This is a genomic window from Trueperaceae bacterium (genome assembly GCA_036381035.1).
Taxonomy (GTDB): Bacteria; Deinococcota; Deinococci; order Deinococcales; family Trueperaceae; genus DASRWD01.
Map to the genome: position 1 here is coordinate 1 of DASVDQ010000108.1, position 14,935 is coordinate 14,935.

Annotated in this window: 13 protein-coding genes; 5 read left to right on the forward strand and 8 right to left on the reverse strand. The window is 71.8% G+C overall.

Going from position 1 to position 14,935, the window contains the following annotated elements; translation table 11 throughout:
• From VF202_12745 to VF202_12780, 8 genes are all read right to left on the reverse strand, one after another.
• Positions 1-399 (reverse strand): ATP-binding cassette domain-containing protein (locus tag VF202_12745; GenBank protein HEX7040982.1); only part of this gene is annotated, 399 nt, incomplete at its 3' end.
• Positions 400-1,140 (reverse strand): ABC transporter ATP-binding protein, encoded by a 741-nt coding sequence (locus VF202_12750; protein ID HEX7040983.1) that lies wholly within the window; start codon positions 1,138-1,140, stop codon positions 400-402.
• A 54-nt stretch (positions 1,141-1,194) separates the two neighbouring features.
• Positions 1,195-2,247, reverse strand: coding sequence for a branched-chain amino acid ABC transporter permease (locus tag VF202_12755; GenBank protein ID HEX7040984.1), 1,053 nt, complete (start codon positions 2,245-2,247; stop codon positions 1,195-1,197).
• A 28-nt stretch (positions 2,248-2,275) separates the two neighbouring features.
• The gene (locus VF202_12760) at positions 2,276-3,142 is read right to left on the reverse strand and encodes a branched-chain amino acid ABC transporter permease (GenBank protein HEX7040985.1); all 867 of its coding nucleotides are present in this window, start codon (positions 3,140-3,142) and stop codon (positions 2,276-2,278) included.
• 70 nt (positions 3,143-3,212) lie between these two features.
• Positions 3,213-4,400: an ABC transporter substrate-binding protein gene (locus tag VF202_12765; protein HEX7040986.1), complete on the reverse strand. Its 1,188-nt coding sequence runs from the start codon at positions 4,398-4,400 to the stop codon at positions 3,213-3,215.
• 55 nt (positions 4,401-4,455) lie between these two features.
• A complete protein-coding gene (locus tag VF202_12770; protein ID HEX7040987.1) occupies positions 4,456-6,000 on the reverse strand; it encodes a long-chain fatty acid--CoA ligase in 1,545 nt (514 codons plus the stop codon).
• Positions 5,997-7,034 carry a 3-oxoacyl-ACP synthase gene (locus VF202_12775; GenBank protein HEX7040988.1) on the reverse strand — a complete coding sequence of 346 codons (1,038 nt, stop codon included), beginning with the start codon at positions 7,032-7,034 and terminating at the stop codon, positions 5,997-5,999. The genes VF202_12770 and VF202_12775 overlap by 4 nt, the downstream gene beginning before the upstream one ends.
• Entirely contained in the window at positions 7,031-7,771 is a 741-nt protein-coding gene (locus VF202_12780; protein ID HEX7040989.1) for a TetR/AcrR family transcriptional regulator, read from the reverse strand. The genes VF202_12775 and VF202_12780 overlap by 4 nt, the downstream gene beginning before the upstream one ends.
• 599 nt (positions 7,772-8,370) lie before the next feature.
• Here VF202_12780 and VF202_12785 point away from each other — a divergent pair.
• The 5 genes from VF202_12785 (at position 8,371) to VF202_12805 (ending at position 14,792) form a co-directional block, all read left to right on the forward strand.
• The gene (locus tag VF202_12785) at positions 8,371-8,682 is read left to right on the forward strand and encodes a cytochrome c (protein HEX7040990.1); all 312 of its coding nucleotides are present in this window, start codon (positions 8,371-8,373) and stop codon (positions 8,680-8,682) included.
• A 55-nt stretch (positions 8,683-8,737) separates the two neighbouring features.
• Positions 8,738-10,432 carry a PQQ-binding-like beta-propeller repeat protein gene (locus VF202_12790; protein HEX7040991.1) on the forward strand — a complete coding sequence of 565 codons (1,695 nt, stop codon included), beginning with the start codon at positions 8,738-8,740 and terminating at the stop codon, positions 10,430-10,432.
• Positions 10,433-10,632: 200 nt separating this feature from the next.
• Positions 10,633-12,705, forward strand: a complete 2,073-nt coding sequence (locus VF202_12795) for an ABC transporter substrate-binding protein (protein ID HEX7040992.1) — start codon at positions 10,633-10,635, stop codon at positions 12,703-12,705.
• A 140-nt stretch (positions 12,706-12,845) separates the two neighbouring features.
• Positions 12,846-13,637 carry a class I SAM-dependent methyltransferase gene (locus VF202_12800; GenBank protein HEX7040993.1) on the forward strand — a complete coding sequence of 264 codons (792 nt, stop codon included), beginning with the start codon at positions 12,846-12,848 and terminating at the stop codon, positions 13,635-13,637.
• A gap of 9 nt (positions 13,638-13,646) precedes the next feature.
• Positions 13,647-14,792 (forward strand): hypothetical protein, encoded by a 1,146-nt coding sequence (locus VF202_12805; protein HEX7040994.1) that lies wholly within the window; start codon positions 13,647-13,649, stop codon positions 14,790-14,792.
• The last annotated feature ends 143 nt before the right edge of the window (positions 14,793-14,935 follow it).

Below are 14,935 nucleotides of genomic sequence, written 5' to 3' on the forward strand. Positions count from 1 at the left end.
CTCGCGCTCCTGCAGGCGCGGGAAGAGACGGTAGACGAGCTCGCGGTTCCTGGCGGCGAGGGGGCGGGCGTGCGGCAGGTAGTCGGCTCCGGCGGCGAGGTTCTCGGCCACCGTCATCAGCCGGAAGAGCTGCCTGCCCTCCGGCACGTGCCCCACGCCCGCCCGCACGATGCGCGCGGGGGAGAGGCCCCGCAGGCGCTGGCGGCCGAACGCCGACACCTCGCCCGCGCGCACCGGCACCAGGCCGGTGATCGCCCGCAGCAGCGTGGTCTTGCCGGCGCCGTTGGCGCCGATGATCGTGACGAGCTCGCCCTCGTCGGCGTGGAGGTCGACGTCCCAGAGCACCGTGATCTTGCCGTAGCCGGCGCGCAGGCCGCGCACCTCGAGAGCCCGCGCCACCTACGCCTCCTCCGGTTCCGGCTCGCCCAGGTAGGCGCGGACGACGCGCTCGTCGGCGGTGACCTCGGCGTAGGTGCCGCGCGCCAGCTCGCGTCCGTGGTCCATGACCAGCACGCGGTCCGCCAGGTCGCGCACGACGGGCATGACGTGCTCGATGAACACGACGGTCACCCCGTCGTCGCGCAAGCCCTTGACCAGCTCGACGGCCTGCCGCGCCTCGGCGGGCCTGAGGCCCGCCATCACCTCGTCGAGCAGGAGCACCTTCGGGTCCGTGGCCAGGGCGCGGGCGATCTCGAGGCGCTTCTCCTGCAGCAGGTTGAGGTCCTCGGCGGGCGTGTCGCGCAGGTCGGAGAGGCCCGTGCGCTCCAGCGCGCTCTCCACGCGACGCCCCGCGTCGGCCGCCGAGGCGCCGGGCACGCCGAACAGGGCGCCGACCATCAGGTTCTCCTCGACCGTCATCTCCGGGAACGGCTGGACGACCTGGAAGGCGCGTCCGAGACCCAGGTGGCAGCGGCGGTAGGTGGGCAGCCGCGTGACGTCGACGCCGCCCAGGTAGACGCGGCCGGCGCTGGGCTCGAGCAGGCCGGAGAGCAGGTTCAGCGTCGTGGTCTTGCCGGCCCCGTTGGGCCCGATGATCGCGAAGACCTCGCCCGGCTCGACGGCGAACGACAGGTCCTGGACGGCCGCCAGGCCGCCGAAGCTCCGCCCCAGGCCCTCGGCCCTGAGGATGGGCTCAGGCATGAGCGTCTCCCGCGAGCATGGGCTCAGGCATGGCCGCCTCCTGCGCGGACCGGCTCAGGCATCGGCGCCTCCCACGGGCTCGGGACGCGTGGCCTCCGCTCGTGCCCGCGCGCGACCGCGCCGCGCCAGCCCCCGGAACAGGCCCACGAGGCCCCGCGGCATGAACAAGATCGACACGACGAGCACGACGCCGTAGGCGACGAGGTAGCCGTCGGAGAGCGTGCGCTTCAGGGTCTCCTCGACGCCGGAGAGGACCAGCGCGGCGAGGATCGGGCCGACCGTCGTGTAGAGGCCGCCGAAGATCGGCGTGACGAGCGCGAGCACGGTCGTGTGGACCGAGAACGTGGCGTCGGGGTTCACGCTCCCGAAGCGATGCGCCTCGATGGCGCCGAGCATCCCGACCACCGCGGACGAGATGACGAAGGCCGCGAGCTTCGTCCGCGCCGGGTTCACGCCCATCACGCCGGCCACGAACTCGTTCGTGCGCACGGCGGTGAAGGCGTGGCGCAGCCGCGAGCGCTGGACCAGCACCGACACGACGATGGCCAGGGCGAGCAGCCCGAGGTAGACGAGGAAGTAGCCGCGGTTGCGCAGGAAGGCGACCTCCCAGCGCTCCATCGCGCCGGCCACGAACTCCGGGCGGAACAGCGGCGGGAGGTTCGTGCCCACCGAGCCGCCGGCGATCGCGAAAGGCAGCGACTTCACCACCGTCTTGAGGACCTCGGCGAAGGCCAGGGTGGCGATCGCGAAGTAGATGCCGTAGAGGCGCAGCGTGGCCGCGCCGAGGCCGAGGGCCAGCACGGCCGCGACCGCGCCGGCCAGGGGGATGCCCAGCCACAGCGGCGCGCCCGTGAGCTTGAGGAGCACGGCGGCGGTGTAGGCGCCGGCGCCGTAGAACGCGGCGTGCGCCAGCGAGAGCTGGCCCGTGCGGGCGACGAGGTCCCAGCTCAGGGCCAGCACGGCCAGGCCTATCGCCCTGATGCCGAGGGCCAGGTAGCTCACCGACGCCTGGCCGTAGGCCGCGCGTAGGACCGCGGGCAGCGCGGCCAGCAGCGCGACGAAGGCGGCGGCCGCCAGCAGGTCGAGCCACGGCCCGCGACGCCTCACCGGCGCCTCCCCGGGCGGCCGCGGCGCCTCACGTCCTCCTCCACGACCGGTAGACGAGGGTGCCGAGGATGAGCGCGAAGAACACGGCGTTGCGCAGCGAGTCGCCGTTGGGGACGAGCGTCGCGACCAGCGACTCGGCCAGAGCCACGACGATCGCCGCCGAGACGATGCCCCTGACGTTGCCGAGCCCCGCCAGGACGACGATCGCGAACGCCTTGAGCGTGTAGGCCAGGCCGACCGTCGGCGTGGGCGACTGGATCACAGCGATCATCACGCCGCCGATGCCGGCGAGCAGCGCGGAGAGCCCGAAGGCGACGAGGTAGACGCGGTTCACCTCGAGCCCCACCAGCCCGGCACCCACGCGGTTCTGGGCCACGGCGCGCATCGCCCGCCCCAGCGGCGTGCGGGCGAGCACGACGTAGAGGCCGGCGACCAGCAGGACCGAGATCGCGAAGCTGCCCAGCGGCACGAGCCCCACGCTGACGTCGCCGACCTGGAGGCCCATGGCTCGGTACGGCACGCCGCCTATCGAGCGCGGGTCGCCGCCCCAGATCATCAACGCGAGGTTCTGCAGGACGATCCCGATGCCGAACGTCAGCAGCATCTGGTTCAGCTCGGGAGCCTTGAGGACGAAGCGGATCGTGGAGGCGTAGAGGGCGGCGCCTATCAGGAACAGGACCGGCGCCACGAACAAGATAGAGAGCAGCGGGTCGAAGCCGAAGCTCACGAACAGCTGGTAGGCGAGGAACGCCCCGACCATGAAGAACTCGCCGTGGGCGAAGTTCACGATGCCGATGACGCCGATCGCCAGCGCCAGGCCCACGGCCACCAGGGCGTAGAGGCCCGCGGCGAGCACGCCGGAGACGAGCGCTTGGGGCAGGAGGGTGAGGTCCACTCAGGTCACGGGGGAGGGGGCGCCCCCACGCCCCCTCCGGTCTCGAGGCTCCTCGGGCCGGTCCCCCAGCTCAACGGCAGGCCGCCAGCGGCGCCGTGGCGCGGTCGGCGGGCCAGACGATCTCGCGCCGGCCGTCCTGGAACTGGAAGACGAGCCACATGTCGGAGCCGAAGCCCTGGTGCTTGGCCTGCACCGACGGCTTGAATCTCCACTCGCCCATCGGCGAGCGGAAGGTCCCCGCCTCGAGCTGCGCGATGACCGCGGCCTGGTCGGTGGTGCCGGCGGCGTTGATCGCGTCGGCGTAGCTCCAGAGCTGCGCGTAGGCGAGGGCGGCCATGTAGTTGTCGGGGTCGGCGCCGTGCATCGCCCGGTAGGCGTTCGCGAACGCGACGGCCTCGGGGTTGGGCAGGTTCGGCAGGTAGCCGATGAGGCCCATCACGCACTCCATCTCGGGTGCCGTGTCGATGCCGGTGGGCCAGCCGGGAGGCGCCCCGAAGACGTAGGCGGGCGCCACGCCGAGCTCCTTGAGCTGGCTGGAGAGAGGCTGCGCGTCGGAGTCGTAGCCGATCCAGTACAGCATGTCGGGGTTCGCGGCGCCGACCTTGCTGAGGGCGGCGCGGAAGTCGCCGGTGCCGCCGGCCAGGGTCGAGGTGAACGCCTCGTTCAGCACGACGTCGATGCCCATCGCCTCGACGCCCGCCTCCAGGCCGGCCGCGCCGGGCGTGCCGAACGCGCCGTCCTCGTGCAGCACGGCCACGCTGGAGACGCCGAGGTCCCCGAGGAAGCCGAACGTCGCCTCGACGTTCTGGTAGTCCCACGGGTGGACGTGGAAGAACCAGTCCTCCTGGCCGATGAGCTCCTCGATGCCGTCGAAGTCGTCGTTGCCGATGCCGGACGACGCGCCGCCGATCCACGACACGATCGGCTGGAAGGTGCGGAACGACTCGATGAGCGCGAGCGTCACGCCCGACGAGTAGCCGCCGGCGATGAACTCCACACCGTCCTCGGTCATCAGCTTCTCGAAGGCGGCGACCGCGGTGGCCGGGTCGGCCCTCGTGTCCTCGACGATCAGCTCCAGCGGCTGGCCGAGGACGCCGCCGGCGGCGTTGATCTCCTCGAGCGCGAGCTGGAAGCCGCGGAGCTGCGCCTGGCCGGTGCCGGCGGCGGCGCCGGTGAGCGGCGACAGCACGCCGATCCTGACCTGGGCGAAGCCCAGGCCGACCAGGCTTAGTAGGGCGATTGCCAAAGCTCTCTTCATCTCTCCTCCTACGGGCTAGACGTGCGTGTGTCCGGTCGCTGCCACGGCTCTCAGCTCATGCCTGCCCCCCAGTCCCGCGCGCGTGCCCCTCGCGGCCGGGCGGGCGAGCCTCGGGTCCGGGGGAGGCGTCCGGCGCCGCCAGCTCGGCGAGCCGCGTCTTGAGGACCTTGCCGGCGCCGCTCTTAGGCAGCTCGGCGAGGAAGGCGATGCGCTTGGGCACCTTGTAGCGGGCGAGGCGCGGCGCGAGGAACTCCCTGAGCTGGTCCGCGGTGAGGTCGCGCCCCGGCTTGAGTACGACGCAGGCGAGCCCGACCTCGCCCCAGCGCTCGTCCGGCACGCCCACGACCGCGCACTCGGCCACGGCGTCGTGGTCGTAGATCGCGGCCTCCACCTCGGCCGGGTAGACGTTCTCGCCGCCCGAGATGAACATCTCCTTGCGGCGACCGACGATGTTGAACACGCCCTCGTCGTCGACGACGGCGAGGTCGCCCGTCCACAGCCAGCCGTCCCTGAGCGCCTCGCGGGTCGCCTCCTCGCGCTCGAAGTAGCCGGCGAAGACGTGCGGCCCGCGGAGCGTGAGCTCACCGGTCTCGTTCGGCTCGCAGGGGGTGCCGTCGGGGCGGCGGACGACGGCCTCGCCGTGGAGCATCGGCTTGCCGACGGAGTGCGGCTTCCTGTCGGCCACCTCCTGCGTGGTCGCGAAGCAGTTCACGCCGGCCTCGGTGAGGCCGTAGCCCTGGCGCATCGGCACGCCGCGGCGCGTGAACGCCGCGCGCACCGGCTCGGGGCAGGGCGCGCCGCCGGAGATGGCCCAGCGCACGCCGCCGAGGTCGGCGCCGGCGAACGACGCGCAGCTGGCGACCATCTGGTACATCGTCGGCACGAGGAAGAGGATCGTCGCGCCGGCCTCCGCGACGAGGCGGAGGTACTCGTCGGGGTCGAACGTGGGCTGCAGCACGACGCGCCCGCCGAGGTGGAAGAGCGGCACCGTGAACGCGTTCAGGGCCGCGTGGTAGCAGGGCGTGGCCTGGATCACGCAGTCGTCGGCGCGGAGCTGCCAGCTCATGACCGTGTTGACGGCGTTGTAGAAGCCCTGCCTGTACGGCAGCATCGCGCCCTTCGGCAGGCCCGTGGTCCCGCCGGTGAGGAGGATCATCTGCACGTCCTCCGGCCCGACGACGGGCTCGCCGCCGCGGGGCGCGGGCGCGGCGGCGCGCAGGCGGTCCTCGTGCTCGTCCAGGTGCCAGGCCGTGAGGCCCGTGGCCGACGCCTTGTCCGCGTTCGCCTCGTCGTGCATGACGAGGGCGGGCCTGAGGTAGGCGGCGAGCTCGCGCTGCTCCCGCTCGGCCAGGCGCACGTTGAGGGGCGCGTAGACCGCCCCGGTCTTCGCCGTCGCCAGCAGCAGGTCGATGTGCGCGACGTGGTTCGCGGCGAGGATCGCCACCCTTTCGCCCTTCTCGACGCCGGCCTCGCGCAGGGCCGCGGCGAGGCGCTCGGCCCTGTCGTTCAGCTCGGCGTAGGTGAGCCAGCGCCCCCGCCACAGCAGGGCCGGCGCGTCGGGCGTGAGCTCGGCCCGCTTGGCCGCGACGTCGAGGATCACGGCGCCACCTCCCTGGCGGGCCGCGCCTCGCCGCCCCAGCGCAGGCAGATCGCGTTCCACACGTAGCCGACGCCGGCCGCCACGAGCACGACCAGGTCGCCGGCCGCGAGCCTGCCCTCCCGGCGGGCGAGCTCGAGCGAGAGCGCCTGGTCGACCTGACCGATGTGGCCGTAGTCGCTGAGGTAGATGGACCTCTCCAGCGGCAGGCCGAGGCGCGAGAGCAGCGCCTCGTGCGCCGAGCGCTTGACGTGCAGCATGGCCACGTAGGCGACGTCCTCCAAGCGGGCGCCGGACCGGCGCACCGCGTCCTCGATCACGCCCACGAAGTTGTCCATGCTCTTGGCCTCGAGCCGCTCCCTCATGCCGGAAGGGTCCGTCACCTGCAGGCGGAACCTGGAGGCGTTCCCGGCCGTCACCGGCTCCACCGTGCCCCCCACGGGCACCAGCACGTCGAGCGAGAAGCTGCCGTCGGTGCGGAAGGACGAGCCGAGCAGCTCGTGCCCGCGGCCCCGCTGCACGACGAAGGCCGCGGCGCCGGCGCCGAGGTTGTACATGAACCGCACGTGCGGGTCGGAGAGGTCCACGAGGTCGCCGTTGCGGTAGCCGCCGGCGACGAGCACGGTGTCGACGCCCTCGTCGGCGAGGATCGTGTCGCGCGCCTGCTTCAGCGCCAGCACGGCGGTGCCGCACTTCTGCCCGACGTCGTAGGCGTAGGCGTTCACCGCGCCGACGTCGTGCGCGAGCTTGATGCCCGCGGTCCAGACCGGGTACTCCTTGTACTCCTCGGTGATGGAGACGACGACGTCGACGTCCTCGGGCCGCACCCCCGCGTCGGCGAGTGCGGCCCGCGCGGCCCTCACGCCCATGGCGGTCGGGTGGTCGTCGGGCCCCGGCACCACGCGGTGGGCGATGCCGAGCTTCTCGCGGACCACCCACTCGGGCAGGTCGGCGGCGGCCGCCAGCTCGGCTGCGCTCATGCGGCCGGCGGGCAGGTAGGTGCCTATGCCCGTGACTCCGGGACCGCGCGCGCTCATGCGTCTCCCGCGCGGGCGGTCCGGCGCCTCCGGCGCGGCCGTTCGGTCCCGTCCCCACGGCGGCCCGCCGGTGCCGGCCCCGCGGCTTCGTCACCGCGGCTGGTGCCGGCGCCCGCGGAAGGCCCCCCGTCGCCCCGCGCCCTGCCGTCCGGCGCCAGCCCCGCGCTGATGAACGCGAACACGGTGTCCATGACCTCGTCGGGCGGCGGGCGACGCTCCCAGATGGGGAAGCGGAGGCCCAGGAAGTGCGCGACGCCCATGAGCGCCCAGGCGAGCGCCGCCGGGTCCCCAGCGCGCACCTCCCCCCGTCCCTGGGCCCGGGAGAGGTTGACGGCGTAGGCGTCGGCGAGGGTCTGGTAGTACTCGCGGTAGGCCGACTCCTCGACGAACTGCGATTCCATGACGACCTTGTAGAGGTTCTGGTGCTCGAGCGAGAACGCCACGAAAGCGCGGAAGCCGAGGCGCTCGGCCTCGAGCCTGTCCGCGGCGCCGCTAGTGGCCCGCGCCAGGGCGGCCCTGAGGCTGTGGCCCATGTGCCGCACGAGCTCCACGAGGGCGTCCTTCTTGCTGCGGAAGTAGAGGTAGAAGGTGCCCTGCGCCACGCCGGCGCGGCGCGTGATGGCCGCCACCGAGGTGGCGGCGTAGCCGTTCTCGCCGATCTCCGCCTCGGCCGCCTCCAGGAGCCTGCGTCTCGTGGCCTCGCCCCGAGCCGTGCTCGGGACCGGTAGCTCGCTCATCGTCCTCGTCCCGCCGCCGCGTCCGGCCTGGCGCCGGACCTGACGGCCGAATCAGGTGTCAGGTTGCCAGGAGACTAAGGAGCGCGGGCGGGGGGTGTCAAGGGGCCCGCTGGAGGGGTAGGAGACCGCGCCTGCGGGCGCCCGCCGGAACGCCAGCGGTGAGGACAGTCCACCGCGTTGACTTCTAATCCTGGCTTCCCTATCTTGGGTTCCTTACGTCGTAGAAAGGCCGCTTGCGCCGTTACGTCCCCTCGCATCCGATGGACTCCTGACTCTGTCCGCGGCGAACGACGGGTGAGGACGAGATGGTCTCGATCTGGCGGGCGCTCGTGGTCGCAGGAAGCCTTCTCGTGGTCTCGTCCACGACCGGAGGAGGGAGCCGGCTCGAGGTGGCCGGTCGCGTGGACCATGGTCGCTACCCGCCCTCGGGCGACCTCGTCGTCCCCGTCTCCATCCGAGACGGGGCTGGCGTCAGCACGTGTCTTGGGCAGTGCGCCGAGACGCGGGCCTCGCCGCTTGGCGCCAGCGCGGACGAGCCGCCGGCGGGCGATGACGCGGACGAGCCGCCGGCGGGCGACGACGCGCCCGCGGCGGAGGGCGTGAGCGAGGAGGACATGGCTGCCCTCGTGGCCGAGGGCGAGACGCTCTACCTGAGCAGGGCGCGTCCCACCCCATGTGCCGAGTGTCACGGCGAGCAGGGCGAGGGCACGCGAGCGCCCACCCTCATCGGCAGCAGGATCGTCGGGGACGGTGAGCGCTTCGTGCGCCGCCTGCTGTTCGGAGGGCAGCTCATGCCTGCCTTCGCAACTTTGACCGACAGGGAGATAGCGGCCGTGACGACCTACGTGCGCAACTCATGGGGGAACGAGTTCGGTCCTGTGACGGAGGAGGAGGTGAGTCGCCTGCGCTAGTCCGCTCGCATCTCCAACGCAAAGCAGTTCGGGCCTTCACAGGAGGTCGACCGATATGGTGCGGAACTGGCTACGCGCGATTCTTGCGGCGGCGTTGCTACTTGTATCCGTCGGTGTGGCGCAGAGCGCGGAGGAGCTCGAGAACCCGGACCCTGAGGACTGGCCGACCCTCGGCCGAACCCTCGACATGCAGCGGTACAGCCCGCTTGACCAGATCGACGCGGACAACGTAGGGCAACTGAGGGTCGTGTGGACGCGCGACCTCGACGTTCGAGGTCGACAGCAGGCTGCGCCCGTCGTGTACGACGGCGTGATGTACATCAACGGGATAGACAGCGAGGTGCTCGCGCTCGACGCCGCGACGGGCGAGCTGCTGTGGCGGTACGACGCGGCGCTCGACGAGAACTTCACCGGTTCGCCGCAGTTGCGGGGAAGCGTCGTCGTGTACGACGGGAAGGTGTTCTACGCGCGTCGCGACGCCTCCGTCGTGGCGCTCGATGCCGCAACGGGCGAGGAGCTGTGGCACTCGAGCGTGGGCAACGTGGCGTGGAACGAGCTGTTCTCGTCAGGACCGATATTCGCAGACGGGAAGATCATCGTCGGGCCGGCCGGAGCCGATGCGGGCGGCAACCCCGGCAGGATCCTCGCCTTGAACCCTGAGGACGGTGAGATCCTGTGGACGTTCAACATCATCCCTGGACCCGAGGACGCGGAGGCGTACGCGACCTGGAACACGCCACCGGACCCCGAACGTGGGATAGGCGGCGGCTCGGCCTGGACCCCGGGAGCGTACGATCCGGTCACCAGGACGGTCATCTACGGCACCGGACAGCCGAACCCGTGGGACCGCATCGATGAGCGCCGAGGGCAGGACGAAGGCGCTCCGTCGGCGGACCTCTACACCGCGAGCTGGGTGGCCCTAGACGTCGACACCGGGGAGCTCAAGTGGTACCACCAGGTGATCCCCGGCGATGAGTGGGACGGCGACATGCATCCGACGCCGGTGATCGCCGACGTCGAGATCGGCGGCGAGCCACGCAGGGTCGCGATCCTGGCCACGACCACTGGGTACGTGGTCATCCTGGACGTCGCCACGGGCGAGTACATCGACTCCATCCAGTACCACGAGGACCCGCAGCTGCACTTGGGCTACGAGGAGGATGGCACGCCCATAATCAACGACGACCTCCGCATCACGGAGGACGGCGGGACCGTCTCGATCTGCGGCCGCAGGTCGACGACGTACAACAGCGCTGCGTACAGCCCACAGACCGGCCTGTACTACCGAGCGCACACGAACGACTGCTACAACTACACCCTGTACACACTCCCCGACGATTGGGAGCGTGGTCAGTCGGCGACGAACTTCGAGCTCCAGTTCCTGCCCGACACGTTCGACGCGCTCAGCGCACTCACCGCTTTCGACCCCAGGACCGGCGAGATCGTCTGGCAGTACGAGCACGGCTACCGGCATTGGGGAGGCGGCGCGCTCGCCACGGCAGGCGGTCTCGTCTTCAGCGCCTTCCCGGACCGCACCTTCCGCGCGTTCGACGCCGCCACGGGAGAGGTCCTGTGGGAGCAGGTCCTCCACGCGGGGATGGAGAGCGACCCCATCACCTACGCGGTCGATGGCGTCCAGTACGTGGCCCAGATCGCGGGTACCTCCGGAACGCAACCCCATCAGGAGGGTCTGCCGGACACGATCACGGGCTCTTCGGTCGTGTGGGTGTTCGCGTTGCCGCCGGAGTAGCCGCGCGGAGGCCGACCCGACGCAGGTCGCGCGCACCCGGTTCCGCTCGCGAGAGGCTCGAAGGTGGAGATGCGCGCCAGGCATCTCCACCTGCCTCACGGTCGCGGAGCGGGTCGAACCGTCCTGGGCCCGTGGCCCGTAGTTCCGGCCTGGTTCGACATCGGTCCAGCGACCGGGAGGCAAGGAGCGCGGAGGAGAAGATGCTCGACCGCCGCCGCAGCGACGAGGGGCAGGTGAGGTCTCACTCCCTCCCCACCGTGGTGGTCGCCCTGCTCACGGCGTCGCTGCTGGGCACCGCCCCCGCGCCCGGAGGCTGGGAGATGCGCGCCTGCGCTCATCCCAACGACTGGCCCTTCTCGAGCGTGGAGCGTCAGGGCTTCGAGAACCGGATCGCGGCCGTGCTGGCGGAGGAGCTCGGCGCGCGGCTCGAGCTCGTGTGGACGCCCACTGACTTCGAGACCCCGCAGACCCACCTCTGGACGGGCGCGTGCGACCTCATCCTGGGGATAGGGGGCGGCGGTGAGGACCTGCTCCACACGCTGCCCTACTACCGGGCCCCGTTCACGTTCGTGTACCGCGTCGACAGCAGCCTCGACATCACGTCGTTGGACGACCTGGTCGGAAGCGACCTGAGGATCGCGACCTACCCGGACAGCATCGTGGACCGAGTCCTGGGGGGCTATGGCCTGCGTGACCGCACCGTCTACTTCCCACCCGTGGAGATGGGCAACCGGCTGGACTTCGACACGCCCATCCTGGAAGCGGTCCTGGGTGGCGAGGTCGACGTCGGGATCGTGTACGGACCAGTGGCCGGCTACTACGCGGCCCATGAGACCGACGCACTGCGCGTGGTGGCGGTGTCGCCGGAGCTCGCCCCGCCCATGTCCCCGATGTTCCGAGAGGCGGTCATCGGCGTGAGGCCCGGTGACACGGCGTTCCGTGACCGGTTGAACAGGGCGCTGGCTGCTCGGTGGGAGGACATCCAAAGGGTACTGGACGAGTACGGCGTGCCGACCCTCGCGCTGCCCGCGCCGGCCGCGCTCGGGTCTCCGGCCGAGGACGTCCTCCGTGTCGGCGTCGTCTTGCCGCTCCCCACCGGAGCTGGTGAAGCGACCGACGTCATCGCCAACGCCGCTCGGATCGGCGCCCAGGTCGCGGAAGACCTCCTCGGCCGGGAAGCCGCGGAGCTCGGCTTCCAGCTGCAGGTCCTCATGGCCAGCGCTCCTGACGCGGACGCGTCGCGTCGCTCCGCGGAGCGGCTCGTAATGACCGATGACGTCGTCGCCCTGGTGGGTGGGGTCACGGACCAGTCGAGCGACGCCATCCGCGAGGTCGCGGAAGTCCGCGACGTGCTCTTCTTCAACGTGGGCTCGGCCGACCAGGACCTACGCGACGCCATGTGTTCTCCCAACACGTTCCACGTCGAGGCCAGCGAAAGCATGTACGTGGACGCGATCCTCGGGTGGTTCGGCGGGTCCCGGGCGAGGCGCTGGGTCCTCGTACACGAGACCACGCCTCGAGCGACCTACCTAGCCGAGCGCATCGAGCGTGGCCTGGGGAGCTTGGGCGCGGACCAGGGGATCGCCAGGGTCTCCGTCGATCCCGGAAGCATGGTCTTCACCGAGGCAGCGGAAGCCATCGATGCCGCGTCCGCGGACCTCGTCGTGCTCCTGTTGCCCCCGAACCTGCAGGAGGCGTTCCTGGCCCAGTTCCGACGCCGGAGCGGCGTGGCCGTCACCGGGCTCCCTCACCCGATCATGCAGTCGCGGTCCTACCTGCAGCGGCTCCGTCAGGTGACGGACGACGTCGGAGCCGACGTCCGCATCGCCCTGTGGGACACCGCCTTGCGGGAGCACGGCGCCGAGGCGCTCAACGAAGCGTTCGTCGGCCGGTCGGGCGAGACGATGGACCCCACGGGCTGGTCGACGTTCGCGGCGCTGAAGGTCCTCGTGGAGTCCGTCCATGCGACCGGCTCGGATCGAGCCGAGGACCTCCGCACGTACCTCGAGAGCGACGCAGCACGGTTCGACGTGTACAAGGGCGTGCCCTTGTCCTTCCGCGCCTGGGACCATCAGCTGCGGCAGCCCCTCTACGCGGTCCGGCACAACGCGGCGGTCGAGTGGGGCCGCCCTGTGAGCGACAGGATCGCGTTCGCGGAGGTGGTGGGAGTCATTCCCGACCTGCGTGGGCTCGGAGAAGCGGGCGTTGACGACGTCCTGGACGCGCTAGGGAGCTCGAGGGAAGAGTCCGCCTGCGACTTGCCTGCCCATTGACCGTCGTTGCGCCTGCGTGAGGCCGCTGGCGCCGTTCCTCTTCTCTCACGCGTCGGCGCGGCCCGAGTCGGTCGCCGGCCGGGCCGATGCTCGCCCCGCGCGTTCCCATCCGCCTGGGCGCCGCCGCTTATAGTCCCCGCGTGAAGGGGAGAGGCTCGAGCTGGGACGCGGTCGCGGGCTGGTACGACGCCACGGTCGGCGTGCGCGGCAGCCCTTACCACCGCAGGGCGGCCGTCCCCACGGTCCTGCGCCTCGCCGAGCTGCGGCCCGGCGAGCGCGTCATCGACGTCGGCTGCGGCACCGGCGTGCTGGCCTTCCACGTGCTCAAGGCCGGCTGCGAGTACCTCGGCGTCGACGCCAGCGCCGCGATGGTGCGCCTGGCGCGCAGGCGCCGCGGCGAGGAGGGCCGCTTCGAGCAGGGCGACGCACGCGACCTCGCCGGCACGACCTCGGCGCGGCCCGGCTCCTTCGACGTGGCCGTCTTCCTGCTCAGCGTCCAGGACATGGACCCGCTCGAGGAGGTGTTCGCCTCGACGGCGGAGGTGCTGCGGGAGGGCGGACGCGTCGTGCTCTTCATGGTGCACCCGGCGTTCCGTCCGCCGCGCGGCAGCGGCTGGGGCTACGACCCCAAGCGCAAGCTCACGTACCGCCGCGTCGAGCGCTACCTCACGCCCGCCGCCGTGCCCATGAAGGAGTACGCCGAGGTGCGCCGCGGCGCGCCCCGCGGCGCCACGATCAGCTTCCACAGGCCGCTGCAGGACTACGTGAACGCGCTGGCCGGCGCCGGCCTGTGGGTCGACGCCATGGCGGAGCTGCCCGACCCCGTGAAGGACGAGGCGGGGCGCTCGAACCCGGAGGTGCCGCTGTTCCTCGCCCTGAGGGCCAGGTCGGTCGGTGACGGACGCGGTCGGCTTCCGGGGGAGGGCGGATAGAATCCCTCCGTGCCCATACGCTTGGGGGGATTGCCGGGCGTGGAGATCGTCCACTACGGCGGCCCGGGAGTGCTCGTGTGGAGCCGCGCGAACGTCGTCACGGTCGACCGTGAGGGCGAGCGGCGGCGCTTCGCGCTGCCGAACCCGGGCTGGCGTGCGCTGGCCTCGCTGAGCCGGCTCGCGCGCCGGGCCGCGCGCCTGGACAAGTGCAACGTCGTCCCCGTGTTCGAGGACGGCACGATGGCGGCGCTCGTCGCCGTGCGGCTGGGGCACGTCTACCGCATCGACCTGGCCAGCGGCGAGGTGAGGCGGACGCTGACCCTCCGGAACTGCCGCAACGTCCTGCACCAGTCGATCTGCACGACCCCGCGCGGCTACCTCTACTTCGGCGAGTACGGCACCAACCCAGAGTACCGCCCCGTGCCCGTCTACCGCAGCCGCGACGGCGGCAGGAGCTGGGAGGTGGCGCACATCTTCCCCGCCCGGTCGGTGAGGCACGTGCACGGCTGCTTCTGGGACCCTTACGGTCGGCGCCTGTGGGTGGCGACGGGCGACGGCGTGAACGAGGCCAACCTGGTGTCGGCCGACGAGGAGTTCGAGGACGTCCGCTTCTACGGCGACGGCAGCCAGGACTACCGCACGATCTTCCCGATGTTCCTCGAGGACGCCGTCGTGTGGGGCATGGACACCGACCTGGCGACGCCGTACCTGTGCCGCCTCGACCGGGCCAGCGGCGCCCTCGAGAAGCTGCGTAGGTTCCCCGGACCCGTCTGGTACGGCAAGGAGCTCCTGGACGGCTGGCGCGTCCTGGCCACCGCGACCGAGGCGAGGGCCGGGACCTCGGACGAGCGTGCGCACCTCTACGTCTCGCGCGACGCCCTGGAGTGGCGCGAGGTGTTCGTGGCCGACCACGACGGCCTGCCGAAGAGGCTGTTCAAGTCGGGCGTGATCTCGTTCGCCGACGGCCCCCAGACGAGCGAGGAGTTCTACCTCTCGGCCGAGGCGCTGCGCGGCATGGACGGCTGCAGCTTCCGCTGCGAGCTCACGGCGGTGACGCGGGAGGGTCGCCACGCGCCGGTCGGGCGCCTGTCCACGGTGCACGTGCGGGGTCCGCAGGGCTCGACCGCCCGCCGGAGCAGGCCGAGCGACGGCTGACGGCAGACCCTGGCCGCCCGCGGCGGCGGGCCGAGCAGGTGCCGATCCCAGGCCCTGCCCGCCGTGGCAGGCCAAGCGGCTCCCGACGCCGGTCGCGGCGGACCGGCCCGCCGCTGACAAAGGGCCCGGCATGCCCTAACATT

Excerpts from the sequence above, each read along its gene's own strand:
- VF202_12795 (HEX7040992.1), top strand. The coding sequence starts at position 10,633 with ATGCTCGACCGCCGCCGCAGCGACGAGGGGCAGGTGAGGTCTCACTCC.
- VF202_12765 (HEX7040986.1), bottom strand. The coding sequence starts at position 4,400 with ATGAAGAGAGCTTTGGCAATCGCCCTACTAAGCCTGGTCGGCCTGGGC.
- VF202_12780 (HEX7040989.1), bottom strand. The coding sequence starts at position 7,771 with ATGAGCGAGCTACCGGTCCCGAGCACGGCTCGGGGCGAGGCCACGAGA.
- VF202_12750 (HEX7040983.1), bottom strand. The coding sequence starts at position 1,140 with ATGCCTGAGCCCATCCTCAGGGCCGAGGGCCTGGGGCGGAGCTTCGGC.
- VF202_12775 (HEX7040988.1), bottom strand. The coding sequence starts at position 7,034 with ATGAGCGCGCGCGGTCCCGGAGTCACGGGCATAGGCACCTACCTGCCC.
- VF202_12790 (HEX7040991.1), top strand. The coding sequence starts at position 8,738 with ATGGTGCGGAACTGGCTACGCGCGATTCTTGCGGCGGCGTTGCTACTT.